Source organism: Aquirhabdus sp., from assembly GCF_046462495.1.
Taxonomy (GTDB): Bacteria; Pseudomonadota; Gammaproteobacteria; order Pseudomonadales; family Moraxellaceae; genus Aquirhabdus.
Genome location: NZ_JBKGVE010000007.1, coordinates 184,846 through 208,396, shown reverse-complemented (window position 1 = coordinate 208,396; position 23,551 = coordinate 184,846). Strand labels below are relative to the sequence as shown.

The window sequence follows — 23,551 nt, the reverse complement described above, 5'->3', positions numbered from 1 at the left end:
ATATTCCCTTTTTGATTCCAATGAGCAATCGCTATGAGTGGCACGCACGACCATTATCATGAATTTAACACCCAAAACGAAGGTCGTCTGTGGTGGGTGCTATCGATTACCTGCATTTTTCTCATTGCGGAAGTAGTCGGTGGGATCTGGACCCATAGCTTGGCGCTGTTATCCGATGCTGCTCATGTTTCAACTGATGCGGCAGCGATTGCTATTGCCATTGCGGCGATTCGAGTCGGACGTCGCCCAGCTGATGATCAGCGGACCTATGGCTATTATCGTTTTGAAATTCTCGGCGTGGTTTTGAATGCACTGCTCCTTTTTGCAGTCGCCATTTATATTTTATATGAAGCATATTTACGCTTATCAAACCCACCAGAGTTGCATTCGACGGGGATGATTTTTATAGCGCTGGGCGGTCTGATCGCCAATCTCGTCTGTATGAAGATTCTAACTGCGGGTAATGACGGTAGCCTTAATATGAAGGCGGCTTACCTAGAAGTCTTGGCTGATATGGTGGGGTCGACGGGTGTGATTGTTGGCGCAGTGATTATTTATTTCACCCAGTGGGCTTGGGTCGACTCTGTGGTGGCGATTGCGATTGGATTATGGGTACTGCCCCGTACATGGGTACTGATGAAGCAAAGCGTGCAAATCCTGCTTGAAAGTGTCCCTGAGCATCTGGATATAAAAGCGATCCGGGATGCCTTGACAGCGATTGATGGTGTCGAGAGTGTGCATGATCTGCATGTCTGGTCGCTGACAGCCGATAAAGTCTCTTTGACCATTCATCTGGTTTGTCCTGAGCGCTCTACCCAAGAGGTCCTTGAGGATGCGATGGATTTGCTGGCCAAGCGCTTCTCCATTTTCCATGTCGCGATTCAATGTGAAGAGCATCCGTGTGCGATGAGTCGACCAGAAACGGAGCATTATCAGGAACACGAAGTTTCTGTCTATGATTTCTCGCACCACGAGTCTAAACCTGAGCCGCATCATCACCAGCATTAAGAAACAGATTCTTGCAGCATAATAAAACCGCCCTGGATTGAGGGCGGTTTTATTTTAGAGGATTGAGAACTTAAGAGCGATTAATGGGCTTTCCCTTGCTCCGCACCTACACCCGTAATGGAGCGAACGAACTGGGCATCAAAGGCTTCTTGCTCAAGTTTGGCTTGTGCACTCTTGTCCGTGATCGAAAAGAACCAGCAACAGAAGAAGGACAACACAATCGAAAATAGAGCAGGATTCTGGTAAGGAATCGGTGCCGTGGTACCGAAGTGGAATGTTTCAACATAGACGGCTTTGGTCAGGCAGATCAATAAGACCGAAGACAACATGCCGATGACACCACCTGCAATTGCCCCCCGTGTGGTGAGTCCGCGCCAGAACATGGACAGCAGTAGTACGGGGAAGTTGGCAGATGCTGCGACAGCAAAGGCAAGACCGACCATGAAGGCGACGTTTTGTTTCTCAAAAACAATCCCCAAGATCATGGCAAAGATAGCCAGAGCTACGGTTGCATATTTGGAGACGCGCATCTCGTCTTTTTCAGTTGAGCGACCATGGGCAATCACATTGGCATAGAGATCATGCGATACCGCAGAGGCACCAGACAGGGTCAATCCAGCGACAACGGCCAGAATCGTGGCAAAAGCAACGGCTGAAATAAAGCCCAAGAACAGATTACCACCCAGCGCATGCGCCAAATGAACTGCAGCCATATTTCCGCCACCAAGCAGCTCTAACTTACCGGTTACAGCCATTTTAGCCAGATCAAGGTACGCAGGATTTTGAGCAATAAACAGAATGGCACCAAAGCCGATGATGAAAGTCAAAATATAAAAATAACCGATAAAACCTGTCGCAACAAAAACGGATTTACGCGCTTCTTTCGCACTACTGACGGTGAAAAAGCGCATCAGGATATGCGGTAATCCTGCGGTACCAAACATCAGTGCCATGCCGAGAGAGATCGCATCAATCGGACTGCTAAATAGTGTGCCGGGTCCCATGATTTTGTTACCGTCAGTATGATTGACCGTACCAAAGACGGTAATGGCTTCTGCAAACATCCGATCTAAGCTAAAGTTAAAGTGGTAGAGCACCATGAATGCCATGAACGTCGCGCCGCCCAGCAACATTGCCGCTTTGATGATCTGTACCCATGTGGTGGCGAGCATGCCGCCAAATAGGACGTAAACCATCATTAATATCCCGACTACGATCACCGCGATTGAGTAGTCCAGACCAAATAACAATTTAATGAGCTGGCCTGCTCCGACCATCTGAGCAATCAGATAGAAAGCGACAACCACCAGCGTATTAATCGCAGCCATAGTGCGGATTGGCGAACGTTTTAAGCGGAATGACGCCACATCCGCAAAGGTATATTTACCCAGATTGCGCAAACGCTCTGCGACCAAAAATAACAACAGTGGCCAACCGACTAAAAAGCCAATCGAGTACATGAGTCCATCATAGCCTTTGGTAAAGACCATCGCCGATATGCCTAAAAACGATGCTGCAGACATGTAGTCTCCCGCAATCGCAAGGCCGTTTTTAAAGCCCGTAATACTCCCCCCTGCTGTATAAAAGTCGGAAGTGGTTCGATTTTTGGTGGCTGCCCATTTGGTGATGTACAGTGTCAAAGCGACAAAGACCACGAACATGATAATCGCAGTCCAGTTGGTCGCCTGCTGAACCGTTTGACCCAGATCAGGAGAAGCAACGGCTAGACCAGAATAGGCCAGCGTTGTTGCAATAGCCAATTGAGTTGATTTCATTTTTTGATCTCCTCCAGCACTTCCTGAGTCAGACGATCAAATTCACCATTGGCACGCCAGACATAGATTCCGCAGAGTACAAAAGCACTCACAATCACACTGATCCCTAGCGGAATACCAATCGTTGTTGCCCCCCCATCCAAAGACTGATGAACGAATGCTGGGTGATAGGACACCAGATAGATGTAGCCAAAGTAGATAAACAACATGATGATGGTGAGTGACCAGCTTAAGCGGGACTTTTTCTGAACCAACTGCTGGAATTTCGGGTTTTGGATAATGTTTTTGACGCGATCGATTTCCATGATGCGTTACTCCTTGATGCGATTTTTTAAGTTCAAAAAATGATGATGTTTGGTCATTTATCAATTTTTGAGCATTCATTGTTTTATAAGCGCAATCCCTTCCGAGTTCGATTACGCAGGATTTTGTACACGATCACATTAGCAGGCATTGGATTAAATTGAACTTCGACTTTAGTCGAGTAAGACAGCGTTCATACGCTATTGGCGCTGAAGTTGCGATATAGTGTTTCTGCGAAGAAATTGAATAAGATGTGGATGCAGGAAAGCATTCAAAAAGCTAAAAAGAAGCAAGGATAAGGTCATCATGAATGGTTGGTTGGTCTTTGGCGTATTGGTGCTATATGTCGTGCTGTTGTTTGCCTGTGCATTTTTGGGTGAACGAAAAAACAGCTGGCTGAGTCCGCGCGGGCGGATGTGGCTCTTTAGCCTGACCCTAGGTGTGTATTGCACGTCATGGACCTACTATGGCGCAGTTGGCGCGGCCGTACGCGATGGTATGAGTTTTTTGCCCATCTATTTAGGGCCTCTGCTCTTCTTATGGCTAGGGCGAGATATCTGGCAGCGTCTGGTTCAGATTCGCAATCGCCAATCGATCACCTCCATTGCAGACTTTATTGCGGCACGTTATGGCAAGTCACCAAAACTGGCTGCTTTGGTGACGATCTGTGCCGTCATCTGGATATTGCCTTATATTGCGTTGCAATTGCGTGCTGTTGCACTCAGTGTGGATGTGTTGATGTCCGACCAAGCCAGTAGTGGGGTGACCTCGAATGGTGTTTTGGTGCTTACTGGTTTGCTGGCGGGGCTGGCTATGCTCTTTGGGACACGGCACTTGAACAGCAGCGAACAACACAATGGTTTGATGTTAGCAGTTGCATTGGAGTCGATGGTGAAATTGATCGCACTCTTGGCAGTAGCGATCTTTGCCGTCATGCATATCGAATCACCATACTCCATCTCAGAAGAGTTAAGCCAGCGTGTGAGCCGTTTGCATGCGGACGGTTTGCCCGCTGGATTTTGGACCCAGACCTTGCTCGCCAGTCTTGCGATGATCTGCTTGCCGCGGCAGTTTCACGTGGGTGTGGTGGAGTGTCGCGATGTCACGTATGTGCGCGGAGCACGCCGCTGGTTTGCAATTTATCTCTTCCTGACTGTACTTGCCATTGTTCCGATTGCGCTTTGGGCATTGAACATGCCGATCAGCGTGTTGCCTAATCCTGATACTGCGGTGTTGATGCTGCCCTTGCTCAAAGGCGAGACGGGACTTGCCCTATTGGCTTTTTTGGGTGGATTTTCGGCGGCAACTGGCATGCTGCTCGTTGCGACAGTGACCTTATCCATTATGCTCAGTAATGAGTTGATTTTACCTTTGCTCTGGCGGTTTAGACTGGTTCAGCATGACGGTGCGCAGTTTGAAAAAGTGATGCGCATCGTGCGGCGCTTATGCATGCTGAGTGTGATGTTACTGGGTTTTATGGCGTATCGATTATTTGCAGAGTCTACGCAACTGTCGGCCATTGGTTTGCTGGCTTTTGCCGGAGTTGCCCAGTTTTCTCCTGCACTTATTGGCGGTTTGTATTGGCGAGGCGGCAGCAAAGCGGGAGTGATTGCAGGTTTATGTGCCGGTTTTATGTTGTGGGCTTATACGCTGTTGTTTCCTGCGCTCGTATCGACATTGCATGGTCACTTATCTATGGGTATTCAAACCGCACTGCTCAATTGGCAGCATCATGGTTTATTCGGTTTAGATTTATTGCGGCCTCAAGCATTGTTCGGGCTACAGGTCGGTGATTCGCTGACTCATGGCGTGATTTGGTCTTTGGGTGCCAATATCGGATTATTCATTTGGGTCTCACGTCGATTTCGCCCAACCGTCAGTGAGCAAATGCAAGCTGCCCCTTTTTTACAGCCGGATGAACTGGATACATCTGCCAGTAAATTTTCAGATGAAATCTCACTATCGGAGAATGTTATTTCTGGGGCGGTTGCACGTCAGACTTTTACCGTGGGTGATTTGGCCGCGTTAGCTGAACGGATCAGTGGTGCTTCCGTGACGCAAAAAGCCTTCGCCAAATTTGCCTCAAGTTTACGAGAGCCATTAAATTTACAAATGCGAGCTGATAGCCGGTGGTGGCAGTTCACTGAGCAGTTGTTGGCGGGGGCGATAGGCGCTGCCTCGGCTCGTACATTGCTGACGACGGCCTTACGCGACAACGGACTGGGTTTGGCGCAGGTTGCAGGGCTGCTGGATCAGGCTTCACAGTGGCAGCGTTTTAATCAGCAACTCCTCTTGACTATGATGGATCATTTGACGCATGGCGTCAGTGTGGTCGATAGCCAGATGTGTTTGGTGGCTTGGAATCGCCGCTATCTGGAACTCTTTAACTATCCCAGTGGTCTGGTCTATGTCGGCTGTCCAGTCGCAGATCTTATACGTTATAACGCTGAGCGCGGTGAATGTGGCGAAGGGTCCGTTGAGTCCCATATTCAAAAACGTTTGAATTGGCTGCGTGCGGGTAATGCGCATGTCTTTGAGCGAGTGCGTGCTAATGGTCAAGTGATTGAAATGCGGGGGCAGCCGATTACGGGTGGCGGTTTTGTGACGACTTTTGCCGATATTACGCAGTTTCGTCAGACCGAGGCGGTATTGGAGGGGCGTGTTTTAGAGCGAACCGAGCAGCTTGAATCGGCGCTGTATGAGCAAAAAATTGCGCGAATACAAGCCGATAAAGCCAATATTTCTAAAAGCCGATTTGTCGCTGCGGCCAGTCATGATTTATTGCAACCGATGCATGCTGCACGTTTGTTTTCGGGCGTGCTGGAGCAAAGCGATCTTAATGAGCTGGATCGGCAGACCTTGCAGCAACTTGATCGTGCGCTACACGGCGCTGAGAGCATTTTGTCTGCTTTACTGGAGATCGCAAGGCTGGATAGCGACATGTTGCAGCCCAATATCACGGCTATTGATCTTTCGGCATTACTGACTGATCTGGAGGGGCAGTTCGCCCCAATCGCTATGCAGCGTGGCTTAAAACTGCATGTCCATCCGACACGACTCTGGGTCAGCAGTGATCCACAGTGGTTGCGTCGAATGGTTCAAAATCTGGTCAGTAATGCCCTACGTTATAGCGCATCAGGTCGAGTGGTAGTTGGCGTTTTAGGCCATTCCCAGAGTGGTTTCCTACGACTTGGCGTATGGGATACTGGACCGGGTATCGACATCGCGCAACAAAAACAAATCTTTCACGAGTTTCAGCGCGGTAAAAGTGTATCGCCGTGGGGAGAGCAGGGTTTAGGTCTAGGGCTTGCGATTGTGGAACGAATGGCAACGCGTTTAGGGCATCCGCTTAATCTTTATTCTACTTTAGGTAAGGGCTCATGCTTTATGCTGACTTTAGCGATAGCCCAGCCTGTGCAACAGCGATCGATACCGACACTTGTGGGTTCTGGGGTGTTGCAGGGTCTGCGCGTGCTTTGTGTCGATAATGATGTGGCGATTTTGGATGCGATGCAGACGTTGTTAACACGCTGGGGGTGTGATGTCTGGACCGCAACACAGCCGAATCAAGCCATTGAACTTGCCAAGCAGGCTCAGCAACAGGCGAAACCAATTCAAGTCTGGCTGGTGGATCAGCATCTGGATGCGTATTGTGAGGGGCTGGATTTGATTCGCATGTATGCGCAAGACAGCAAGTCTGCACTCATCACCGCGGATAGTGATCCTGACTTGCCAGAGCGTACCCATGCTCAAGGTGCTGTTTTATTAAAGAAGCCCCTTAAGCCTGCCGCATTAAGGGCATTCCTCATGTCTGTAAAGGTGACTTAATCCGAGATCCCGCTAAAGCTTTGCAGGCTCAAGGTTGAGGGCGCCTAAAGCCAGTACCGCTTGTGTACGATTTTGGACTTCCATTTTTCGAAAAATTGCAGTCACATGTGCCTTAATGGTTGCTTCTGAAACATTCAAGGTATAGGCAATCTGTTTATTGAGTAATCCTTCTGCCAGCATCATGAGAACGCGAAACTGCTGGGGGGTGAGGGATTGCAGTCGGGTGGCCAGATCGGCTTCATGACTGGCACGTGGGTCTGAGTGATTCGAAACATGTTGATTGAGTTGTGGATCTGGCAGCCATGTTTCACCCGCCAACACAGCCTGTATCGCATCATTGATATGCTGAGGCGGTGCTGATTTTGGGATATAAGCCAGCGCACCATGTGCTAATGCCCGCTGCATGATTGAGCTTTCTTCATGAGCAGAAACCACAATGACAGGCAGAGCAGGATAGGCTGCGCGCAAGTGCACCAATGCCGAGAATCCAGAGGCATCCGGCAAGTTGAGATCAAGCAGCACCAAGTCAGGCTCAGGCTGTTGATCCAAGATCTCATGCAGCCCTGCTACCGATGCTGTTTCGTGTAATTGTGCTTCAGGCAATGCTTGTCTGACCGCTTGGGTCAGTGCACTACGAAAAAGCGGATGGTCATCAACGATGAGTATGTTCATCTGCATGAGAGTAGACTGCCGCGATTAAATTGTCCACGACTGATGGGTCGGCCAAGGTAGAAATATCTCCCAGAGAATCAAGCTCTCCAGCCGCAAGCTTGCGCAGAATGCGGCGCATGATTTTGCCTGAGCGTGTTTTCGGTAGTGCCGGTGCCCAATAAATAGCGTCAGGCGTGGCAATCGGACCAATTTCACGCCGTACCCAATCGCGCAGCTCACGGCGTAAGGTATCGCTATAGGCTACATCTGCCTGCAGGGTCACAAAAGCGCAAATACCTTGTCCTTTGATTTCATGTGGCATGCCAACGACGGCTGATTCAGCGACGCTACTGTGTGAAACCAATGCACTTTCAATCTCTGCCGTGCCTAAGCGATGACCTGAAACATTCAACACGTCATCCACGCGACCGGTAATCCAATAGTAGCCATCCGCATCGCGTTTGGCGCCGTCACCCGTAAAGTAACTATTGGGATAGACTGAAAAATAAGTTTCGATAAAGCGCTGATGATCCCCGTAAATGGTACGCATCTGTCCAGGCCAACTACCTTGAATCACCAGATTACCCTCACAGGCACCTTCTAAGGTCTGACCTTCTGCATCCACAATGGCGGGCTGTACGCCATACAGGGGTTTACTGGCCGATCCGGGCTTGAGCGCTGTTGCGCCTGCAATGGGGGAGATCAAAATACCCCCCGTCTCTGTTTGCCACCAGGTATCGACAATGGGGCAGCGTGACTCACCCACCACTTTGTAATACCAACCCCACGCTTCAGGGTTGATGGGTTCACCGACTGAGCCAAGCAAGCGTAAGCTACTGCGGTCGCTTTGGCGGACAAAATCATCACCTTCACGCATCATTGCGCGTATTGCTGTCGGTGCCGTATAGAGGATCGTGACATTATGCTTATCCACGATCTGACCGACACGTGCCCACGTCGGGTGCTGTGGAACGCCCTCAAACATCAGGGTTGTGGTGCCATTCGATAAGGCGCCATAGAGTAAATAACTATGGCCGGTGATCCAGCCTAAATCTGCTGTACACCAATACACGTCGTCAGGACGCAGATCAAAAACTTCGCGGAATGTACTGGTGGCGTAGACCAGATAGCCGCCTGTGGTATGCAACACGCCTTTGGGTTTTCCCGTTGAGCCTGAGGTATATAAGATGAATAAGGGGGCTTCTGCATTCATGGCGACGGGATGGCAGACATCATAGGCGTTGGCAATGAGTTCGTGATACCACAAGTCGCGGGAGTTCCAGAGGATGTCACCCCCCGTACGGCGCACCACGATCACATGTTCTACACTGCTTGTACCTTCAATCATTAGCGCAGCATCAACATTGGCTTTTAAGGGCACCGCCTTGCCGCCGCGTATGCCCTCATCGGCGGTGATCACAATTTTAGGGCGACAGTCATCGAGGCGACCTGCAAGTGCTTCAGGAGAGAACCCACCAAACACCACCGAGTGCACCGCACCAATGCGCGTACAAGCCAGCATGGCGATAGCGGTTTCTGGAATCATCGGCATGTAGAGCGTGACGCGATCACCAATCTTGACACCCTGATTCTTCAAAACATTGGCAAAGCGGCAGACTTCGGCATGGAGCTCGCGATATGAAATGATCTTATGCTCGGCGGGATGATCACCTTCCCAGATAATGGCGGGTTTATCAGGGTGTGTGATGAGATGTCGATCGAGACAATTTGCTGAAACATTCAGCTGTCCATCGGCAAACCACTCGATTTTGAAATTACTGGGATCATAAGAGACATCTTTTACGATACTAAACGGTTTAATCCAATCCACACAGCCCGCTTCATCACGCCAAAATTGATCATTATTTTCAATGGATTGTTGATATCGACTTTGATATTCAACACTTGATGTGCGTGCGTTGGCTGCAAATGCGGCTGGAACGGGGTAAAGAAGCTCGGTGGTAGACGTTGGTATCGTCGTCCCAGTGGACGAATGGGTCTGTTCAGTATGTGAAATCGCAGTAGAGGATGGTGTGTTCAGCATCATATATTCCTTCCATGTGAATGACCGTACTTATCGCGAAAAGCGTCATATTGCCGATCAGTTGGTGATGTTCTGTCTTTATTGTGTGCTTCATACAGTGCTGATGAAATCATGCTTTAGTCGTAGAGGGCGTTCTTTTTAGTCAGATAACAGGCTAAAACTTATGATTAATATGATGATGAGTTGCTTTGGGGGAGTTAAAAAAAGCGCATACAAAGGCATCTAAAGATTGTTTGTATGCGCTGGGTGGCTTTTGCTGATGGAATTTCTAACTGGTGAGTAAACCTTCAAAGTAGCTATCGGATAAGCGCTCATTGATCGTGCTGACACCCCATTTCACAATGACTAAAAATTTATGTTTTGTTGAGGTTCACGCTGTTGTTTATTCTGGTGATCGCGCCATATCTGGTGGCAGAGGTACCAAAAAAGGATAACAACGCTGGTATTCAAAATCGCTGCGATATAAACGCCATGGGTGATGCACATGGTTGCATTGATGGGTGCCCATACCCATAACGACAGGATGAGTCGTCGGTAAGTTCGCATGCAAGGTTGTTCGGCAAAATAATCAACACAAATGCGACAGAGTACTCCCCAACTGGCCACAGTAGGGCCGAGGATGCAAATCCAAAAGAGCGTCTGTGCTGAATCGGTGATGGGCGTGTTGCCATATAATATCTTGAACAGCAAAGGATGCAGATCAGGAATCCATAATACGATTGCGAGGCACAAACCGCCAAAGACATGCAAGTTGGCTATCCAGCGCAAGCCGATTAAAGCGCGTGTTATAGGCATGGGGTGTTGTTCTATCGTCATGATGGCTTTGCTTGATCCTACCCTGTCAGAGACGTTTTCTAATCGTACTCTTTTACGCGTCTATATGCTCATTCCGACAATGTAAAACCAAGCGTCATCAGCCTCTAGTAATTCCCTGTAGTTTTCGCTATAATCCGCCACCTGCTGTAGTGATGCACGGCAGACACTCATATTATTCATGCATCTCGGAGATTAATCATGGCATTAACTAATGCTGATCGCGCTGATATCATTGCAAAATTTGCTCGTGCAGAAAATGACACAGGTTCGCCAGAAGTACAAGTTGCGTTGTTGTCTGCAACCATTAATGACTTACAAGGCCACTTCAAAGCACACAAGCATGACCATCATAGTCGTCGTGGTTTGATTCGTATGGTTAACCAACGTCGTAAATTGCTGGATTACCTCAAAGGTAAAGATGGCGAGCGTTATCAAGCGCTTATCGGTACTTTGGGTCTGCGTCGCTAAGATTGCGATTGTTTAGCCAAAAAGTGGCAGACTTTATAGATCGATAAAAGAGAAGGGAGCATATGCTCCCTTTTTTGCTGTTTGAGCTTTGCAAAAGATACAGAAAAATAATCTCTTCGCTCGGCTGCGGTTTGAGATTCATCGGTAACGAAGATGCCGTGGAATAGTTGTTGAGTTCATGCGGTTAAGTGTGGTTTGATCTTGCGGCATACTTTTTATGTATAAATAAAGTCATGCACAGGATTTAGAGCAAATGTCATTCAAAACATTTGCTAAAAAATTGGTTTACATGTGGAGAGGCTTCTAACTGCGATTGTTTGGTGTTGATCTTAAGAGGGTTTTAGACCTGAAGGTTTATCCGTAAGAATGGACTTTTATAGAATCATAACAATGAAAACAATCGCCGTTAGGGGCTTCCATATGCATTGGTATTTACGAAATTTAATGTTTTAAAAAAGGAATAATCATGTCGATGTTTAATATCGTCCGCAAAGAAGTTCAATTTGGACGTCATCAGTTAGTGCTTGAAACCGGTCGTATTGCTCGTCAAGCGAACTCTGTATTGGTCACTCTGGGTGGTGTTACTGTCCTTGTAGCGGTTGTAGCGGCGAAAAAAGCAAAACCCGGTCAAGACTTCTTTGCACTGACTGTGAACTATCAAGAAAAACAATATGCAGCGGGTCGTATTCCCGGTGGTTATGGTAAGCGCGAAGGTCGTGCCAGTGAAAGTGAAACGCTGATCAGCCGTTTGATCGATCGTCCAATTCGCCCGTTGTTTCCAGAAGGTTATTTCAACGAAGTGCAAGTGACAGCAACGGTCGTCTCTTCAGATAAAACGATGGAAGCCGATATTGCTGCCATGATTGGTACCAGTGCTGCGATGTCTATTGCAGGCGTACCGTTCAATGGTCCAATTGCGGGTGCACGTGTCGCATTCATCGATGGCGATTACATCTTGAATCCATCGACTGAAGAACTGAGCCGCAGTGATTTGGATCTGGTTGTGGCTGGAACGGACAAAGCAGTACTGATGGTTGAATCAGAAGCGAAAGAGTTATCAGAAGATCAAATGCTCGGTGCAGTCTTGTTTGGTCATGACGAAATGCAAGTGGTGATTGAGGCGATCAAACAATTTGCTGCCGAAGTGGGTAATCCTGCAAGCACTTGGACACCTGCTGTTCAAAACGACGAATTAAAAGCACGTTTGGCGACCCGCTTTGCGGAAGAAATCAGCGTTGCGTACACTGAGACCGAAAAAGCATTACGTTATGAAAAATTAGATGCGATCAAACAAGCGGCATTGGCTGAGTTTGCCCCCGAAGGCAGCGATGTTGATCCAGCTGAGTTGCAAAACTACTTCGAAGATCTGAAATACCGCACTGTTCGTGACAATATTTTGTCGGGCAAACCACGTATTGATGGCCGTGATACTAAGACCGTTCGTGCGCTTGATATCCAAGTTGGCGTGCTTCCCCGTGCACATGGTTCGTCTTTGTTTACCCGTGGTGAAACACAGGCACTGGTCACCGCAACACTGGGTAATACCCGCGATGCGCTGATGGTTGACTCATTGGCAGGTACACGCAATGATCCATTCATGCTGCATTACAATTTCCCTGCATACTCTGTGGGTGAGACTGGTCGTGAATCAGGTCCAAAGCGCCGTGAAATTGGTCATGGCCGTTTGGCGCGTCGTGGTGTATACCCAGTATTACCAGCAGCAGACCGTTTCCCGTACGTGATCCGTGTTGTGTCTGATATTACTGAATCAAACGGTTCGTCATCAATGGCTTCTGTTTGTGGTGCAAGCTTGGCGTTGATGGATGCGGGCGTGCCATTGAAAGCACCAGTTGCGGGTATCGCGATGGGTTTGGTGAAAGAAGGCGATCGTTTCGCGGTTCTTTCTGACATCCTTGGTGATGAAGATCATTTGGGTGATATGGACTTTAAAGTTGCCGGTTCTGCAAATGGCATCACCGCACTGCAAATGGACATCAAGATTGAAGGGATTACCGAAGAAATCATGGAGTTGGCACTCAGTCAAGCGTACCAAGGTCGTATTCATATCCTGAATGGCATGAATCAAGTGTTGGCGCGTAGCCGCACTGAAATCAACATGCATGCGCCAACCTATGCCGTGATTCAGGTTAACCCAGACAAGATTCGTGACATTATCGGTAAAGGCGGTGCAACGATTCGCGCCCTGACCGAAGAAACCAAAGCGACCATCGATATCGAAGATAACGGCACGGTTCGTGTATTTGGCGAAAGCAAAGCGGCCACTCAAGCGGCCATTGCCAAGATCCAAGCGATTACTGCTGAAATCGAACCCGGCACCATTTACGAAGGCACCGTTGTGCGTATCGTTGAGTTTGGTGCGTTTGTGAACTTGCTGCCAGGCACAGATGGCCTACTGCACATTTCACAGATATCAAATGAGCGTATCGCGAACGTTGCAGACGTTTTGCAAGAAGGTCAGAAGATCCGTGTTCAAGTGCAGGACGTTGACCAGCGCGGTCGTATCAAGCTATCGATGAAAGACCTTGCTGCAGTTGTCTGATCTTTAAAGACTTCGCTTTAAAGATTCAGTGTGTTGATCTATCGAGATCAATATCATTGATATGATCGATATCTTGATCAAATGCTTGCTATGAAAAAACCCACTCATCGTCGAGTGGGTTTTTTATAGGTGAAAGAATTCGTCAGCGTTATTCCATAAAAATGCAGCAATGGGCGAGACAAAGTCATTCATTTGTGAAATGTGGCCCCTTTTTCGCTGATTTTGGCTTTTAACTGCGCAGGCTTCGTGCTATCGTCGCACGGTGTAGGGATACAGCCAGAAAAGGAATGAAAAAATGTTCAATAGCAAGTCAAATACAAATACATCCAATCACAATACCAATCAAGTGCTTCATCAATCTGTTCAACCACGTTCAATGAAAGGCCTTATTGCAAAAAGTATGGTTGTTGCCATGACTGCTGCAATGACGTTGGCTGGTTGTTCTCAAGTTTATAAAACAGGTGCAAATGTCGCGCTACATTTTGCCGAAGGTAATATTGTTCCCCCCATCATTGCACTCGACGATACCAATATGGTTTGTGTCTCGGGGACATCGCTTCAGCCTGCGATTTTAGCAACAGCAGCTATGGGTGCAGATGCCACTAAACTTGCGGTATTGCTGTATGCCGGTTCTGCACTCTGTGCTGAAGATACCGCGCTAGAGCATGAACTTGCTTATCTACGTGCATCACGTGCAGGGAAAGTCGAAGAAGCAGAAGATGCACGTATTGCGCAGAAACGCTGGTCAGCGATTGCTTCCCGTCGTCAGTATGCGGCTTATCAAATGTTCCAAGAGAAGTGGGAACGTGATTACCACATCAAATTGGGCGAGCAATGTCCAACAATGCGTACTGATCTAGACAAAACCATTTATCTACTGGGTATGGTTTCGGGTTTAGAGGCCGTTGTGAACGACATCAGCTCACAAGGTGCGGTCAATGTGCCTAAAGATATTGCGGCTGTTGTTGAACGCGGTATGAAGTGTTTAGACAATGAACAGTTCTGGGGCACACCAATGGCTGTTCGTGCGGCGATTTGGGTCTTGCTACCGGGTGCCGGAGAAGGAAAACCTGATCCATTCCAAACCATGAAAGACTCAACCCGTTTGGGTGAGCGTAAAGGGGTGCGTCTATCGCATGCGGTTTATGCATTAGCGGCTCAAGCAACGGGTAAAGATGAACTCATTCGTGATGCGCTGCGTACATACGGTCACTCAGTCGATCAAAACATGCCAGTCAATCCGAAATATAAATTGTTCGATGCGATGGGTGGACATTTGGTTCAAGGCATTGCGGATCGTTACTGGACCGATAAAACTGGTAAGCGTGCCCCTGAAGATGGTATGACCAAGTTCTGGGATGAAAGCTCTGTCGATACCAGCGTTAAAGTTGATGATCTGCTGAACTAAGTCTGGCGTGATGTTTATTCACGTGGTCTTAAGCCTGTAATAAAGCAAAACCGCCGTCCGTGGCGGTTTTGTACTATTTGATTCCAATACAAAGCTTTAAGGTCATAGCATTTTTAAGAAAAGTGATCTATGGTTTGCCCAGATTTGATAAGCGGGATTGAGCAGTCAGTTCGCTGCGAAGAACTTGGTTTTTTAGCGTAGTTTTGATGAAAATGGAGTGTGTGATGAGGTTGCGTGGTTATCTAGAAGTCAGCAAACAGGGAATGATTGCTCAGGCGCAGAAGTATGCAAAATCACAAGGTGTGGTTTCTCTACTCGGTTTAATGTTGTTTATGGGGAGTGCTGGTAGCGTGGTCGCTGCGTTACCATCGCATGATGTAAACAAAAACCTTATAACCATTGCACCTTCAGCATCATCAAAAGCCCAACCGATCGTACGTAGTTCTACGGAGCTGGTCAAAAGACGCCTATGTGTTTGGGATATCATGGGTCAAAACGGTGAAATCTACGCCAAGCTGAAAGATTACCAAGTCAAAGCAGCGACATTGGGCGTGGATTTTGATTTGAAAGGCTATGTCGATGAGCGTGTCGCCAGTGAGGACTTCCGCGTTCGTTATTGCGATGCGGCTGTGGTGACCGGACTTCGGGTCCGCCCTTTTAATTCATTTACCGGTTCTATCGAAGCGGTTGGAGCGATTCCCAGTTACGATCACATGCGGACTTTAATTTCAGTCCTTAGTAATCCTGCGGCCGCACAATATATGACGACCACTATGGATGGTCAGACTTATGAAGTTGCGGGGATTATGCCTTTTGGTGCGGCCTATGGGTTTGTGAATGATCGCAAAATTGATAGTCCTGAGCGTTTGCCGGGCAAAAAGATTGCGATCTTTGATTATGATAAAGCGGAAGCGAAGTTAGTACGCAATCTCGGCGCCCAATCTGATCCTTCCGATGTCACAAACTTTGCAGGTAAATTTAATAACGGCAAAGTCGATATCGTGATTTCCCCAGCAACAGCTTATCGTCCACTTGAACTCTATCGTGGTTTGGGGAAAACAGGCGGTATTGTTGATTATGTTTTGGCGCAAGTTAGCTTGCAGTTAATGATTCATCCTGACCGTTTCCCTGAAGGCTTTGGACAGGCGTCGCGAACCTATCTGGCCTCGCAATACGATGCTTACTTTAAGACTGTTCAAGGTTATGAGAGTGAAGTGGACCCTGCCTACTGGGTTCGCATTACTGCGGATAGCCGTAAGCGTTATCAAGATATGGCGCGTACATCGCGCATTGATTTGATCAAAGATGGGATCTACGATAAGCGCATGATGAATTTGCTGAAAAAAATTCGTTGTCAGAAAGAGCCATCATTGGCTGAGTGTAGTGAAGGTGCTGAATAGGTTAAAGCTGGTATGGGAGAATCCGCGTTATAGACTGCGAATGGTGGTCTATGGCGCAGCACTCTTCATGACCTGTTGTCAGTTATTTTTTTCGCAATTGGTTTACATCTCCTCTTTGTTGCATGCAGAACCCTGGCGATTGTGGACGGGGCACTGGGTGCATTTGGGCGCATGGCATTGGGGGTTAAATGTTATTGCCCTTGTTTTACTCCCAGAGATTTTCTTTCAAGCATCTTCAAGAGTTTTCCTTTTTCTCTGGTTTGCATTACCGATTTTAATCAGTCTGCTATTTTCCTTCTTCATGCCCACCTTGTCTTTGTATGCGGGGCTTTCTGGAGTTTTGCACGGTCTTTATTTGGTCATGGCGCTGAATGCGATCTCCTCAAAAAATGCCAACGAGCGCTTCATGGGATGGATCGTAGTGTTCGGGGTTTGCTTAAAAGTCGGTTGTGAGCTTTACTCCGGAAATAGTCAAACGGCAAAACTTATTGGTGCACCGGTAATCCTTCAGGCACATCAGTATGGTGTGGGGCTAGGATTTATACTGTGGTTATTCATTCTGGTATGGGGAAGAATGCGTCATAGTTTACCTTAAACGATGTTTAGAGGAGAGGGAGTACAGAATTGGTTTTGATAAGTGGTTCTCATTAAAATAAGGCAAAATTAGACTAAAGTCGTATGGTTTTGTGATTTTATTGGCTTTTTAGAATGAAAATATGGATTAAAAGCCATATAAATTAAATTTTAGATCAGGCATTATATGCAACATGGACGAATGATGTCTAAAGCATTTCATGATCTTTAAATGATTTGCCTTGAGTATTAAAGCTTCATGGAGGCGTAACGGACTAAACGCATATTCTTTGTTTTTTGAATAGCACTGCCAGTAATGAGGATGTGTGACGATCTATTGGTCGGCTATGGAAAAATGCTAGGACGCGTTTTGACGTTATTAAAGTCAAAAATCAAAAAAAGACAAGTAGGGTACTATGGAACATACAAACGCTGATGGGCGAATGGGTCCGTTAAATCGGACATGGATGGAGTGGTTAACGACCCTTCCAGTTTTCTGTTTACTTATATTGACACTACTAATCGGTACAGGGGAAATGATCCATGGGCAGTTACTGCGCATGGGTGAACGTATGTTTGGAGATCCTGCTGCGGGGATCCAATATTCTTACCTTCGTGCAGATCCTGCAAAACCTGATTGTGATAAAGATGCCAATATTGATGCCCTCGTGCAAAAAGAAATGGCAGCACCTGCCACGGATGATGGCTTGGGCGGATTGTTCAATGATGCCAAGAATCCAGAGCAAATTAAGCAATCATTGCTGGCAGCTCAATCATTGTGTCAAGAGAAATACACTTTCTATGAAAATGTATCTAAGCATGTGACTACCCCAGTACGCGCCTATCGTACTTTTGAAGAAGCATTCTTTTATATTTTCCACTTCGGTACACAATATCGCTCATTGATTCTGATTTTGATGATCGCTTTTGCTGCATTGTCCACCACACTGAATCGTCATCATCTGACGTTGCGCCCGCCACAAAGCGTGATCGATTATCGCGTTTATTTTGCGGCGACCATTATCGGTAATGCGATTGGTATGGCATCGTCCATCTTCTTCCTGATCGGGCAGCGTGCCTCAGGAATCGCGATGGATCCGGTGAACATGGTAATCAGTATTACTTGGTTGATCCTGTTTACGGGTTTGACCATCATCAGTATTGTTCAAGCCTTTAATATTCCTAAGAGTGCGACCCCAGGTGGTAGCTTCATCATGGCTTATTTGTCAATTCCGCTCTATGCGGTGATGGCAGTGGTCGCTGGTCTCGTATTCTTCTTACAGCAGTATTACAGTGGTTTGCTCATCTACATGGGTCAGCTTTCTGATTACTCTGCATTGTTCCTGAGTTTGACGCTATTTATCTGGATCGGGATGTTGCTTAGACAGACTCGCCTGATTGACATGTTGCTCGACATTTTCCGTCCATGGGGATTGTCACCAGAGGTCTTGACCTGGATTATCATGCTCTTTGCCGCACTCGGAACGGCGTATACCGGAGCATCGGGTATTTTCATTCTGGCCGCGGGTTCGATTATTTATTACGAAGTCGCCAATGCGGGTGCGCGTAAGCAATATGCGCTTGCTGCAACGGCCATGTCGGGTTCACTCGGTGTGGTTCTGCGTCCGTGTCTGTTGATCATTTTGATCACCGCTATGAATAAAGAAGTGACATCTGATCAGCTCTATGGTCATGGTCTCTGGGTTTTTGCAATGACCTCAACGATTTTCCTGATTGTCTCTCTGCTGGTACGTGAGAAAGGTGGTCCGAAATATCGCTTAGTCCCTGCAAAAGTCGCATTCCCTGCGTCAGCACGTGCATTGGTTCCAGTTGCCCCTTATGTTGTGATCATGATGCTGGTTGTCATGTTCTACCGCTATGTACTGGATACCAAACTGGATGAATATACTGCAGCGATGATTCTGCCGTATGTGATGCTCGCTATTGTGTTCTTCGACAAAATCCGTCGTGAGCCTGCTCCAGCACACCCAGTGCCAGCGCCAACAGCAGGCGGACAAATTCCACCAGCACCTGTAGAACGCCGTAGTGCGGAATCAGAAGCGGAATGGGGTAACCGTCGCAGTGGTAAAGATCGTCGTGTTGGTTTTGAACAAGCGATTCGTACTGCAACCAATGAGACGATTAGTCATATCGGCGCGTTGCTGCTCCTCATGTCATTGTCAATGAGCTTGGCAGGGGTTGTAGAGCGTACGGGTCTGATGCATATGCTGCCTCATCACTTCCCGAACATCTGGGTTGCCATGACCTTCTTGGTTCTGGTCAAAGTGTTTATCGGTATGGTGATGGAGCCTATGGGAGCGATGCTTTTGGTTTCAACGACCTTGGCACCGATTGCGTATGCGAATGGCATTGATCCTGTGCACTTCTGGATGATGGTGTTGACTGCACTTGAACTGGGTTACTTATTGCCTCCTGTGGCGCTCAATCAGTTGTTGACGCGTCAGGTAGTCGGTGAGGAAGTCATGAATGCAGCCGATGCAGAAGTTCGACATAAGAGCTTCTACTATCGCTACGAGCGCTGGTTGCTACCGGTGATGGTGATTTCAATCAGCTTGATCATCGTTGCTTATGTGCCGTTGATTCTCTACGGTAAATAACAGCGCAGATTGAACGTGCAAAAAAGCACCGCTACTTGCGGTGCTTTTTTTTATGCGATGAGTTTGTTAGTTGGTAGGCTACAAAAAGCGGGATCACAATCATGCCGATGGCATATCGCTAAGAATAATCATTGACCTACTTGAGGTTCAGAGTCGTAAATATCTGACACAAGTGTCGCAGGTTTGATAATCAGCGCCATACTTGCGCTGATCCTCCTTAAGCTTTATCCAGAGCGCTTAGTTTGGGAGACCGTGGCATACAAAGTACTAAAGCGACTAAAATCAGAATCATGCCGAATATGCTCATCTGGTCTGGATACTCATGCCAAATCAGCGCAGCAAAGATCCCAGCAAAGATGATCGCCAGATAGTTGGCTGGGCCAATCTTGCCTGCAGGAGCATAGCTATAGGCTTTGGATAAGCATAGCTGGCTGGTCGTGGCAAGCAAACCAGCACCCATCAGCAGTGCCAGTTCTTGCAGAGTGTATGCACGCCAATGCCAAAACATCGGAAGGCTAGAGAACAATGTCCCGATTAAGCAGAAGTAAAACACGATTCGGGTCACGGGCTCGGTTGCTGTTAGAGCACGTACCGTCACAAAGGCCATCGCTGCCAGAAAGCTCGAAATAATGCCAATGATGGATAAAACGTTGAAAAACCCTTGCTCGGGTTTAGCCACCAAGATCACCCCGACCAGTCCAACCAATGCGGCAAGCCACATGAGGGATGTCATGCGTTCTTTGAGAAATAGCCATGCGACCAGTGGAATAAAGATCGGCGATGAATAGGTAAATACCATGGCATTACTAAGTTTGAGATGAGCAATGGCATAGAAAAATCCATACATCGCGATCAAGCCCACAAAAGCACGCCAGCTGTGCATCCACAGTTTTTCTGTTTTCAGAAAAGTCGGACCTTTCATCAGTATAAAAGGCAATAACAGCAAGAGCCCTGTGAAATTACGAAAGAAGACAATCGTCGCATTATCGACAGAGTGTGAAGCGAGTCGGATTAACACACCCATCAGTGCAAAGAGTGCAGCCGAGAGTGTCAACAAGGCGAGGCCGCGGCTAATATGAGTAGTATTCGTAGGAGGATTGGATTTCAAAGCAATGGAGGCATGGCAGCAAAATAGGGCGCTAGTCTAACAGAGCGTGATGGATGGGGTGCATTTTTGTCATTGATGACCGGATAGAACGCACTTTTTACAATGCGTTCAGGAGTGGATCAAAGCGGGTTTTTCTCAAGTTCTTTGATTTGTTGTTCTTTCAGAGCAAGAATTTTATTGGAGGTTTCAAGCTGTTTGGCAAGTTGAGCCTTACGTTCGTTGAGTCGACTATTTTCATCGTGGAGACGATCCAATTCTTCTGCAGCGGTTGCTTTATCCGTCGGTAGGGGGGCACTGGCAACATTAACTGCTGGAACCGGTGTACTGGCAATTACCGCACTTGCGGCAGAGGCGACCGTGGTATCTTGTACAGATACGGGCTGGACTGTAGCTGGAGTGCTTGGTTTTGCCGCTACAACCGAAGATTTATTTGACCCTAAGAGTAGCCATGCCCCCAGTATCAGCGCAATAACAGCCACAACCAATGCAATCATCAGTGTTGGTCGAGCAAGTACGCGTTCTACAAGTGACATATTCGTGTATCCATACTAAGTAATAAGTGACAATTGCGGTCACATTGATTCTAGCGTATCGAACGCAGCTGTACCACATTCACTTGTTCTGATTCTGAATTATCTTTGTGAACTGCATCAAAGAATCCTTTAGAAACCACAGTTTTTGGTCGTCGCTCAGTATGTCCGCATTCTACACACTCGATCCATTCATCATCAGGCGCAATAAAAATCATGACTTTGTCTTGGGCTTGGCAAGCGCTACAGCGTGCTCCTGCGATAAAGCGTTTCTTGATCCGTCCGTCTGTACTCATGTTGTTTGCTCAACTGAAGGTATTGTGGTGATCGACCAGCCGTTATGACGCAGCAGCGCATCGATGGATGCATCACGACCACGGAAGTTTCTAAAGGTTTCTAAAGCGGTTTTACTACCCCCTGCCGCAAGCACATGTTGGCGGAAAGCTTGCCCAGTTTCGACATTAAAGATACCTTCCTGTTCAAAACGATCAAAGGCATCGGAGGCGAGCACTTCTGCCCATTTGTAGGAGTAATATCCAGCTGCATAACCACCGGCGAAGATATGGCTAAAGCCATGTTGGAAACGGTTATAGGCAGGAGGTGGTAATACGGAAAATTGCTGACGTAAACTGTTCAATACCGCCTGAACCTGATGAATATCTGGCGCGGGGCTCTGATGATGAATATCCAAATCAAACAGTGAAAACTCGATTTGACGCAGTGCCTGCATACCACTTTGGAAATGACGTGCTGCCAGCATGGCATCTAACAGTTCAGTCGGGAGTCGCTCGCTGGTTTCGTGATGTTGGCTAACGAGCGCTAATGCATCGGGTTCCCATGTCCAGAATTCGAGGAATTGGCTCGGGAGTTCAACCGCATCCCACGCCACACCGTTAATGCCTGAAACTGAGATTACATCGACTTCGGTGAGCATGTGATGCAGACCATGCCCAAATTCGTGAAAGAGCGTGACCAACTCATCGTGGCTGAGCAATGCGGGCTTGCCATCAACAGGCGGTGTGAAGTTGCCGACCATAAAGGCCACTGGCAACTGTAAGCCCTGACTGGTTTGCATGCGAGGACGGAAGCCACTCATCCAGGCGCCACCACGCTTGCCCGTTCGGGCATAGATGTCAAAATAGAAACCCGCAATGACCTGACCCTGCTCAGAGATTTCATAATATTGCACGCCATCAGCCCAAACGGGTGCGCTGCGCTGTTCCATCTCAATGCCATACAGTCGTTTGGCGACTTGGAATAAACCGCTGATCGCGACATGAGCAGGGAAATAAGGCTTGAGTGTTTCCTGAGAGAGATTGTATTTACGTTGTTTAACTTTCTCAGCCAAGTAAGCGGTATCCCAAGGCTGGATATCAGTGAGTCCAATGCGTGCGCCTTCCGCGCGGAGCTCCGCCAGATCATCATGGGCTGCTGCTTGTGCTTTAGTGGCGATATCCACCAAGAATTCACGTACCGTGGCAACATCTGGAGCCATCTTACTGGCTAGTGAAAGCTCGGCATAGCTGGTAAAGCCAAGCAATTGTGCCATTTCTAAGCGTAATGCCAAGATTTCTTCAATAATCGCGCTGTTATCTTGTGCTTTGGCATCAGCTACCTCTGCAAGTTCAGAGGCGCGCGTGGTGTAGGCGCGATAGAGTTCCGCGCGTAAGGCGCGATCATCGGCATAGGTGGATATGGCGATAAAAACGGGTGCATCTAACGTGGCCAAAGCTTCGATGGAGGGATCATCTGTCGCTTTTTGTTTTGCCATCTGCTGCACTAACGCAACAGCGGACTCAGGTAAGCCTGCAAGCTCTGCTTTGGACAGCGGGCGTTGGTACGCTTGAGTCGCATCGAGTAAATGATCTGAAAATTGTGAGGAGAGCTGAGACAAGCGCTCAGTTATCGCCGCATAGCGGCTCTTGGCTTCGCCTTCGAGTGCAACGCCTGACAGTTTAAAGTCTCGCAAGGCCAGACGAATCGCTTCCTGTCTTGCAGGCGCAAGCGTCGCAAAATCGGCTTGCTGCTGAACTGTGAGATACGCTTGATAAAGGGCTTTATTCTGGCCCTGTTCGGTGTAATAGCGTGATAGCTCAGGCAGCAATGCGTTATAGGTTTCGCGTAATTCTGGTGTATTACAGGTCGCATTCAGATTGGAGAGTACGCTCCAAACCTGATGTAGACGGTTTTCAAACGCTTCTAATTGATGGATAAAGTCGAGTTCACCGCCACTTTGAATATGGTTCGCTTGATTCAGTAGGCCAAAAGCTTCAACTAATAAGGCTTCAATATCCGATTTCATGCCTGCATTGGTGAGTGTCGGGAAATCAGGGAGCGGAAGACGTGCTGGAAGGAGTGGGGTCTGGATGGTCGCGTTCATGATGATGTGATGTACTTTAATAATGTCGGATTCAGGTTTATTAATACGGCTTGGGGAGAGATGTTTCAAGGCGTTTTTGTA

The 23,551-nt window shown here is 47.7% G+C and carries 17 protein-coding genes; 8 read left to right on the top strand and 9 right to left on the bottom strand.

Annotated elements, in window-relative coordinates:
• The first annotated feature begins 33 nt into the window (after positions 1–33).
• Positions 34–1,008 (top strand): cation diffusion facilitator family transporter, encoded by a 975-nt coding sequence (locus ACLHG7_RS08990; RefSeq protein WP_410210696.1) that lies wholly within the window; start codon positions 34–36, stop codon positions 1,006–1,008.
• 80 nt (positions 1,009–1,088) lie between these two features.
• On the opposite strand, the gene ACLHG7_RS08985 is transcribed toward ACLHG7_RS08990, so the two are convergent.
• A complete protein-coding gene (locus ACLHG7_RS08985) occupies positions 1,089–2,783 on the bottom strand; it encodes a cation acetate symporter (protein ID WP_410210695.1) in 1,695 nt (564 codons plus the stop codon).
• Entirely contained in the window at positions 2,780–3,088 is a 309-nt protein-coding gene (locus ACLHG7_RS08980; protein WP_410210694.1) for a DUF485 domain-containing protein, read from the bottom strand. Before ACLHG7_RS08980 ends, ACLHG7_RS08985 begins: the two co-directional genes overlap by 4 nt.
• Positions 3,089–3,392: 304 nt before the next feature.
• Between ACLHG7_RS08980 and ACLHG7_RS08975 the strand changes: the two genes are divergently transcribed.
• Positions 3,393–6,914: a PAS-domain containing protein gene (locus ACLHG7_RS08975; protein ID WP_410210693.1), complete on the top strand. Its 3,522-nt coding sequence runs from the start codon at positions 3,393–3,395 to the stop codon at positions 6,912–6,914.
• A 12-nt stretch (positions 6,915–6,926) separates the two neighbouring features.
• Here ACLHG7_RS08975 and ACLHG7_RS08970 read toward each other — a convergent pair whose 3' ends face one another.
• The 3 genes from ACLHG7_RS08970 to ACLHG7_RS08960 all read right to left on the bottom strand — a co-directional run bounded on the left by ACLHG7_RS08970 (position 6,927) and on the right by ACLHG7_RS08960 (position 10,425).
• Complete coding sequence (locus tag ACLHG7_RS08970; RefSeq protein ID WP_410210865.1) at positions 6,927–7,586, bottom strand: response regulator; 660 nt, start codon at positions 7,584–7,586, stop codon at positions 6,927–6,929.
• On the bottom strand, positions 7,567–9,609 hold the full coding sequence (acs, locus tag ACLHG7_RS08965) for an acetate--CoA ligase (protein WP_410210692.1): 2,043 nt from the start codon (positions 9,607–9,609) through the stop codon (positions 7,567–7,569). Before acs ends, ACLHG7_RS08970 begins: the two co-directional genes overlap by 20 nt.
• A 345-nt stretch (positions 9,610–9,954) precedes the next feature.
• Positions 9,955–10,425: a hypothetical protein gene (locus tag ACLHG7_RS08960; protein ID WP_410210691.1), complete on the bottom strand. Its 471-nt coding sequence runs from the start codon at positions 10,423–10,425 to the stop codon at positions 9,955–9,957.
• A gap of 198 nt (positions 10,426–10,623) precedes the next feature.
• On the opposite strand from ACLHG7_RS08960, the gene rpsO reads away from it, so the two are divergent.
• The 6 genes from rpsO (at position 10,624) to ACLHG7_RS08930 (ending at position 19,452) form a co-directional block, all read left to right on the top strand.
• Complete coding sequence (rpsO, locus tag ACLHG7_RS08955) at positions 10,624–10,893, top strand: 30S ribosomal protein S15 (RefSeq protein ID WP_114897743.1); 270 nt, start codon at positions 10,624–10,626, stop codon at positions 10,891–10,893.
• A gap of 472 nt (positions 10,894–11,365) precedes the next feature.
• The gene (gene pnp, locus ACLHG7_RS08950; RefSeq protein WP_410210864.1) at positions 11,366–13,453 is read left to right on the top strand and encodes a polyribonucleotide nucleotidyltransferase; all 2,088 of its coding nucleotides are present in this window, start codon (positions 11,366–11,368) and stop codon (positions 13,451–13,453) included.
• Between the two features lie 376 nt (positions 13,454–13,829).
• Positions 13,830–14,861: a hypothetical protein gene (locus tag ACLHG7_RS08945; RefSeq protein ID WP_410210863.1), complete on the top strand. Its 1,032-nt coding sequence runs from the start codon at positions 13,830–13,832 to the stop codon at positions 14,859–14,861.
• Between the two features lie 224 nt (positions 14,862–15,085).
• Positions 15,086–16,261 carry a putative solute-binding protein gene (locus ACLHG7_RS08940; RefSeq protein WP_410210690.1) on the top strand — a complete coding sequence of 392 codons (1,176 nt, stop codon included), beginning with the start codon at positions 15,086–15,088 and terminating at the stop codon, positions 16,259–16,261.
• Positions 16,251–16,856: a rhombosortase gene (gene rrtA, locus ACLHG7_RS08935; RefSeq protein WP_410210689.1), complete on the top strand. Its 606-nt coding sequence runs from the start codon at positions 16,251–16,253 to the stop codon at positions 16,854–16,856. Before ACLHG7_RS08940 ends, rrtA begins: the two co-directional genes overlap by 11 nt.
• 394 nt (positions 16,857–17,250) lie before the next feature.
• Positions 17,251–19,452, top strand: coding sequence for a TRAP transporter large permease subunit (locus ACLHG7_RS08930; protein WP_410210688.1), 2,202 nt, complete (start codon positions 17,251–17,253; stop codon positions 19,450–19,452).
• Positions 19,453–19,669: 217 nt separating this feature from the next.
• Here ACLHG7_RS08930 and ACLHG7_RS08925 read toward each other — a convergent pair whose 3' ends face one another.
• The 4 genes from ACLHG7_RS08925 to ACLHG7_RS08910 form a co-directional block, all read right to left on the bottom strand.
• Positions 19,670–20,509, bottom strand: a complete 840-nt coding sequence (locus ACLHG7_RS08925) for a DMT family transporter (protein ID WP_410210687.1) — start codon at positions 20,507–20,509, stop codon at positions 19,670–19,672.
• 170 nt (positions 20,510–20,679) lie between these two features.
• Positions 20,680–21,093 carry a hypothetical protein gene (locus ACLHG7_RS08920; RefSeq protein WP_410210686.1) on the bottom strand — a complete coding sequence of 138 codons (414 nt, stop codon included), beginning with the start codon at positions 21,091–21,093 and terminating at the stop codon, positions 20,680–20,682.
• Positions 21,094–21,143: 50 nt separating this feature from the next.
• Positions 21,144–21,386 (bottom strand): YheV family putative zinc ribbon protein, encoded by a 243-nt coding sequence (locus ACLHG7_RS08915; protein WP_114897750.1) that lies wholly within the window; start codon positions 21,384–21,386, stop codon positions 21,144–21,146.
• Positions 21,383–23,470: a M3 family metallopeptidase gene (locus ACLHG7_RS08910; protein WP_410210862.1), complete on the bottom strand. Its 2,088-nt coding sequence runs from the start codon at positions 23,468–23,470 to the stop codon at positions 21,383–21,385. The genes ACLHG7_RS08915 and ACLHG7_RS08910 overlap by 4 nt, the downstream gene beginning before the upstream one ends.
• Positions 23,471–23,551 lie beyond the last annotated feature (81 nt).

Excerpts from the sequence above, each read along its gene's own strand:
- pnp (WP_410210864.1), top strand. The coding sequence starts at position 11,366 with ATGTTTAATATCGTCCGCAAAGAAGTTCAATTTGGACGTCATCAGTTA.
- ACLHG7_RS08975 (WP_410210693.1), top strand. The coding sequence starts at position 3,393 with ATGAATGGTTGGTTGGTCTTTGGCGTATTGGTGCTATATGTCGTGCTG.
- acs (WP_410210692.1), bottom strand. The coding sequence starts at position 9,609 with ATGCTGAACACACCATCCTCTACTGCGATTTCACATACTGAACAGACC.
- ACLHG7_RS08915 (WP_114897750.1), bottom strand. The coding sequence starts at position 21,386 with ATGAGTACAGACGGACGGATCAAGAAACGCTTTATCGCAGGAGCACGC.
- ACLHG7_RS08920 (WP_410210686.1), bottom strand. The coding sequence starts at position 21,093 with ATGTCACTTGTAGAACGCGTACTTGCTCGACCAACACTGATGATTGCA.
- ACLHG7_RS08930 (WP_410210688.1), top strand. The coding sequence starts at position 17,251 with ATGGAACATACAAACGCTGATGGGCGAATGGGTCCGTTAAATCGGACA.
- ACLHG7_RS08970 (WP_410210865.1), bottom strand. The coding sequence starts at position 7,586 with ATGAACATACTCATCGTTGATGACCATCCGCTTTTTCGTAGTGCACTG.
- ACLHG7_RS08985 (WP_410210695.1), bottom strand. The coding sequence starts at position 2,783 with ATGAAATCAACTCAATTGGCTATTGCAACAACGCTGGCCTATTCTGGT.
- ACLHG7_RS08910 (WP_410210862.1), bottom strand. The coding sequence starts at position 23,470 with ATGAACGCGACCATCCAGACCCCACTCCTTCCAGCACGTCTTCCGCTC.
- ACLHG7_RS08945 (WP_410210863.1), top strand. The coding sequence starts at position 13,830 with ATGAAAGGCCTTATTGCAAAAAGTATGGTTGTTGCCATGACTGCTGCA.
- ACLHG7_RS08980 (WP_410210694.1), bottom strand. The coding sequence starts at position 3,088 with ATGGAAATCGATCGCGTCAAAAACATTATCCAAAACCCGAAATTCCAG.
- rpsO (WP_114897743.1), top strand. The coding sequence starts at position 10,624 with ATGGCATTAACTAATGCTGATCGCGCTGATATCATTGCAAAATTTGCT.
- ACLHG7_RS08940 (WP_410210690.1), top strand. The coding sequence starts at position 15,086 with ATGAGGTTGCGTGGTTATCTAGAAGTCAGCAAACAGGGAATGATTGCT.
- ACLHG7_RS08960 (WP_410210691.1), bottom strand. The coding sequence starts at position 10,425 with ATGACGATAGAACAACACCCCATGCCTATAACACGCGCTTTAATCGGC.
- ACLHG7_RS08990 (WP_410210696.1), top strand. The coding sequence starts at position 34 with ATGAGTGGCACGCACGACCATTATCATGAATTTAACACCCAAAACGAA.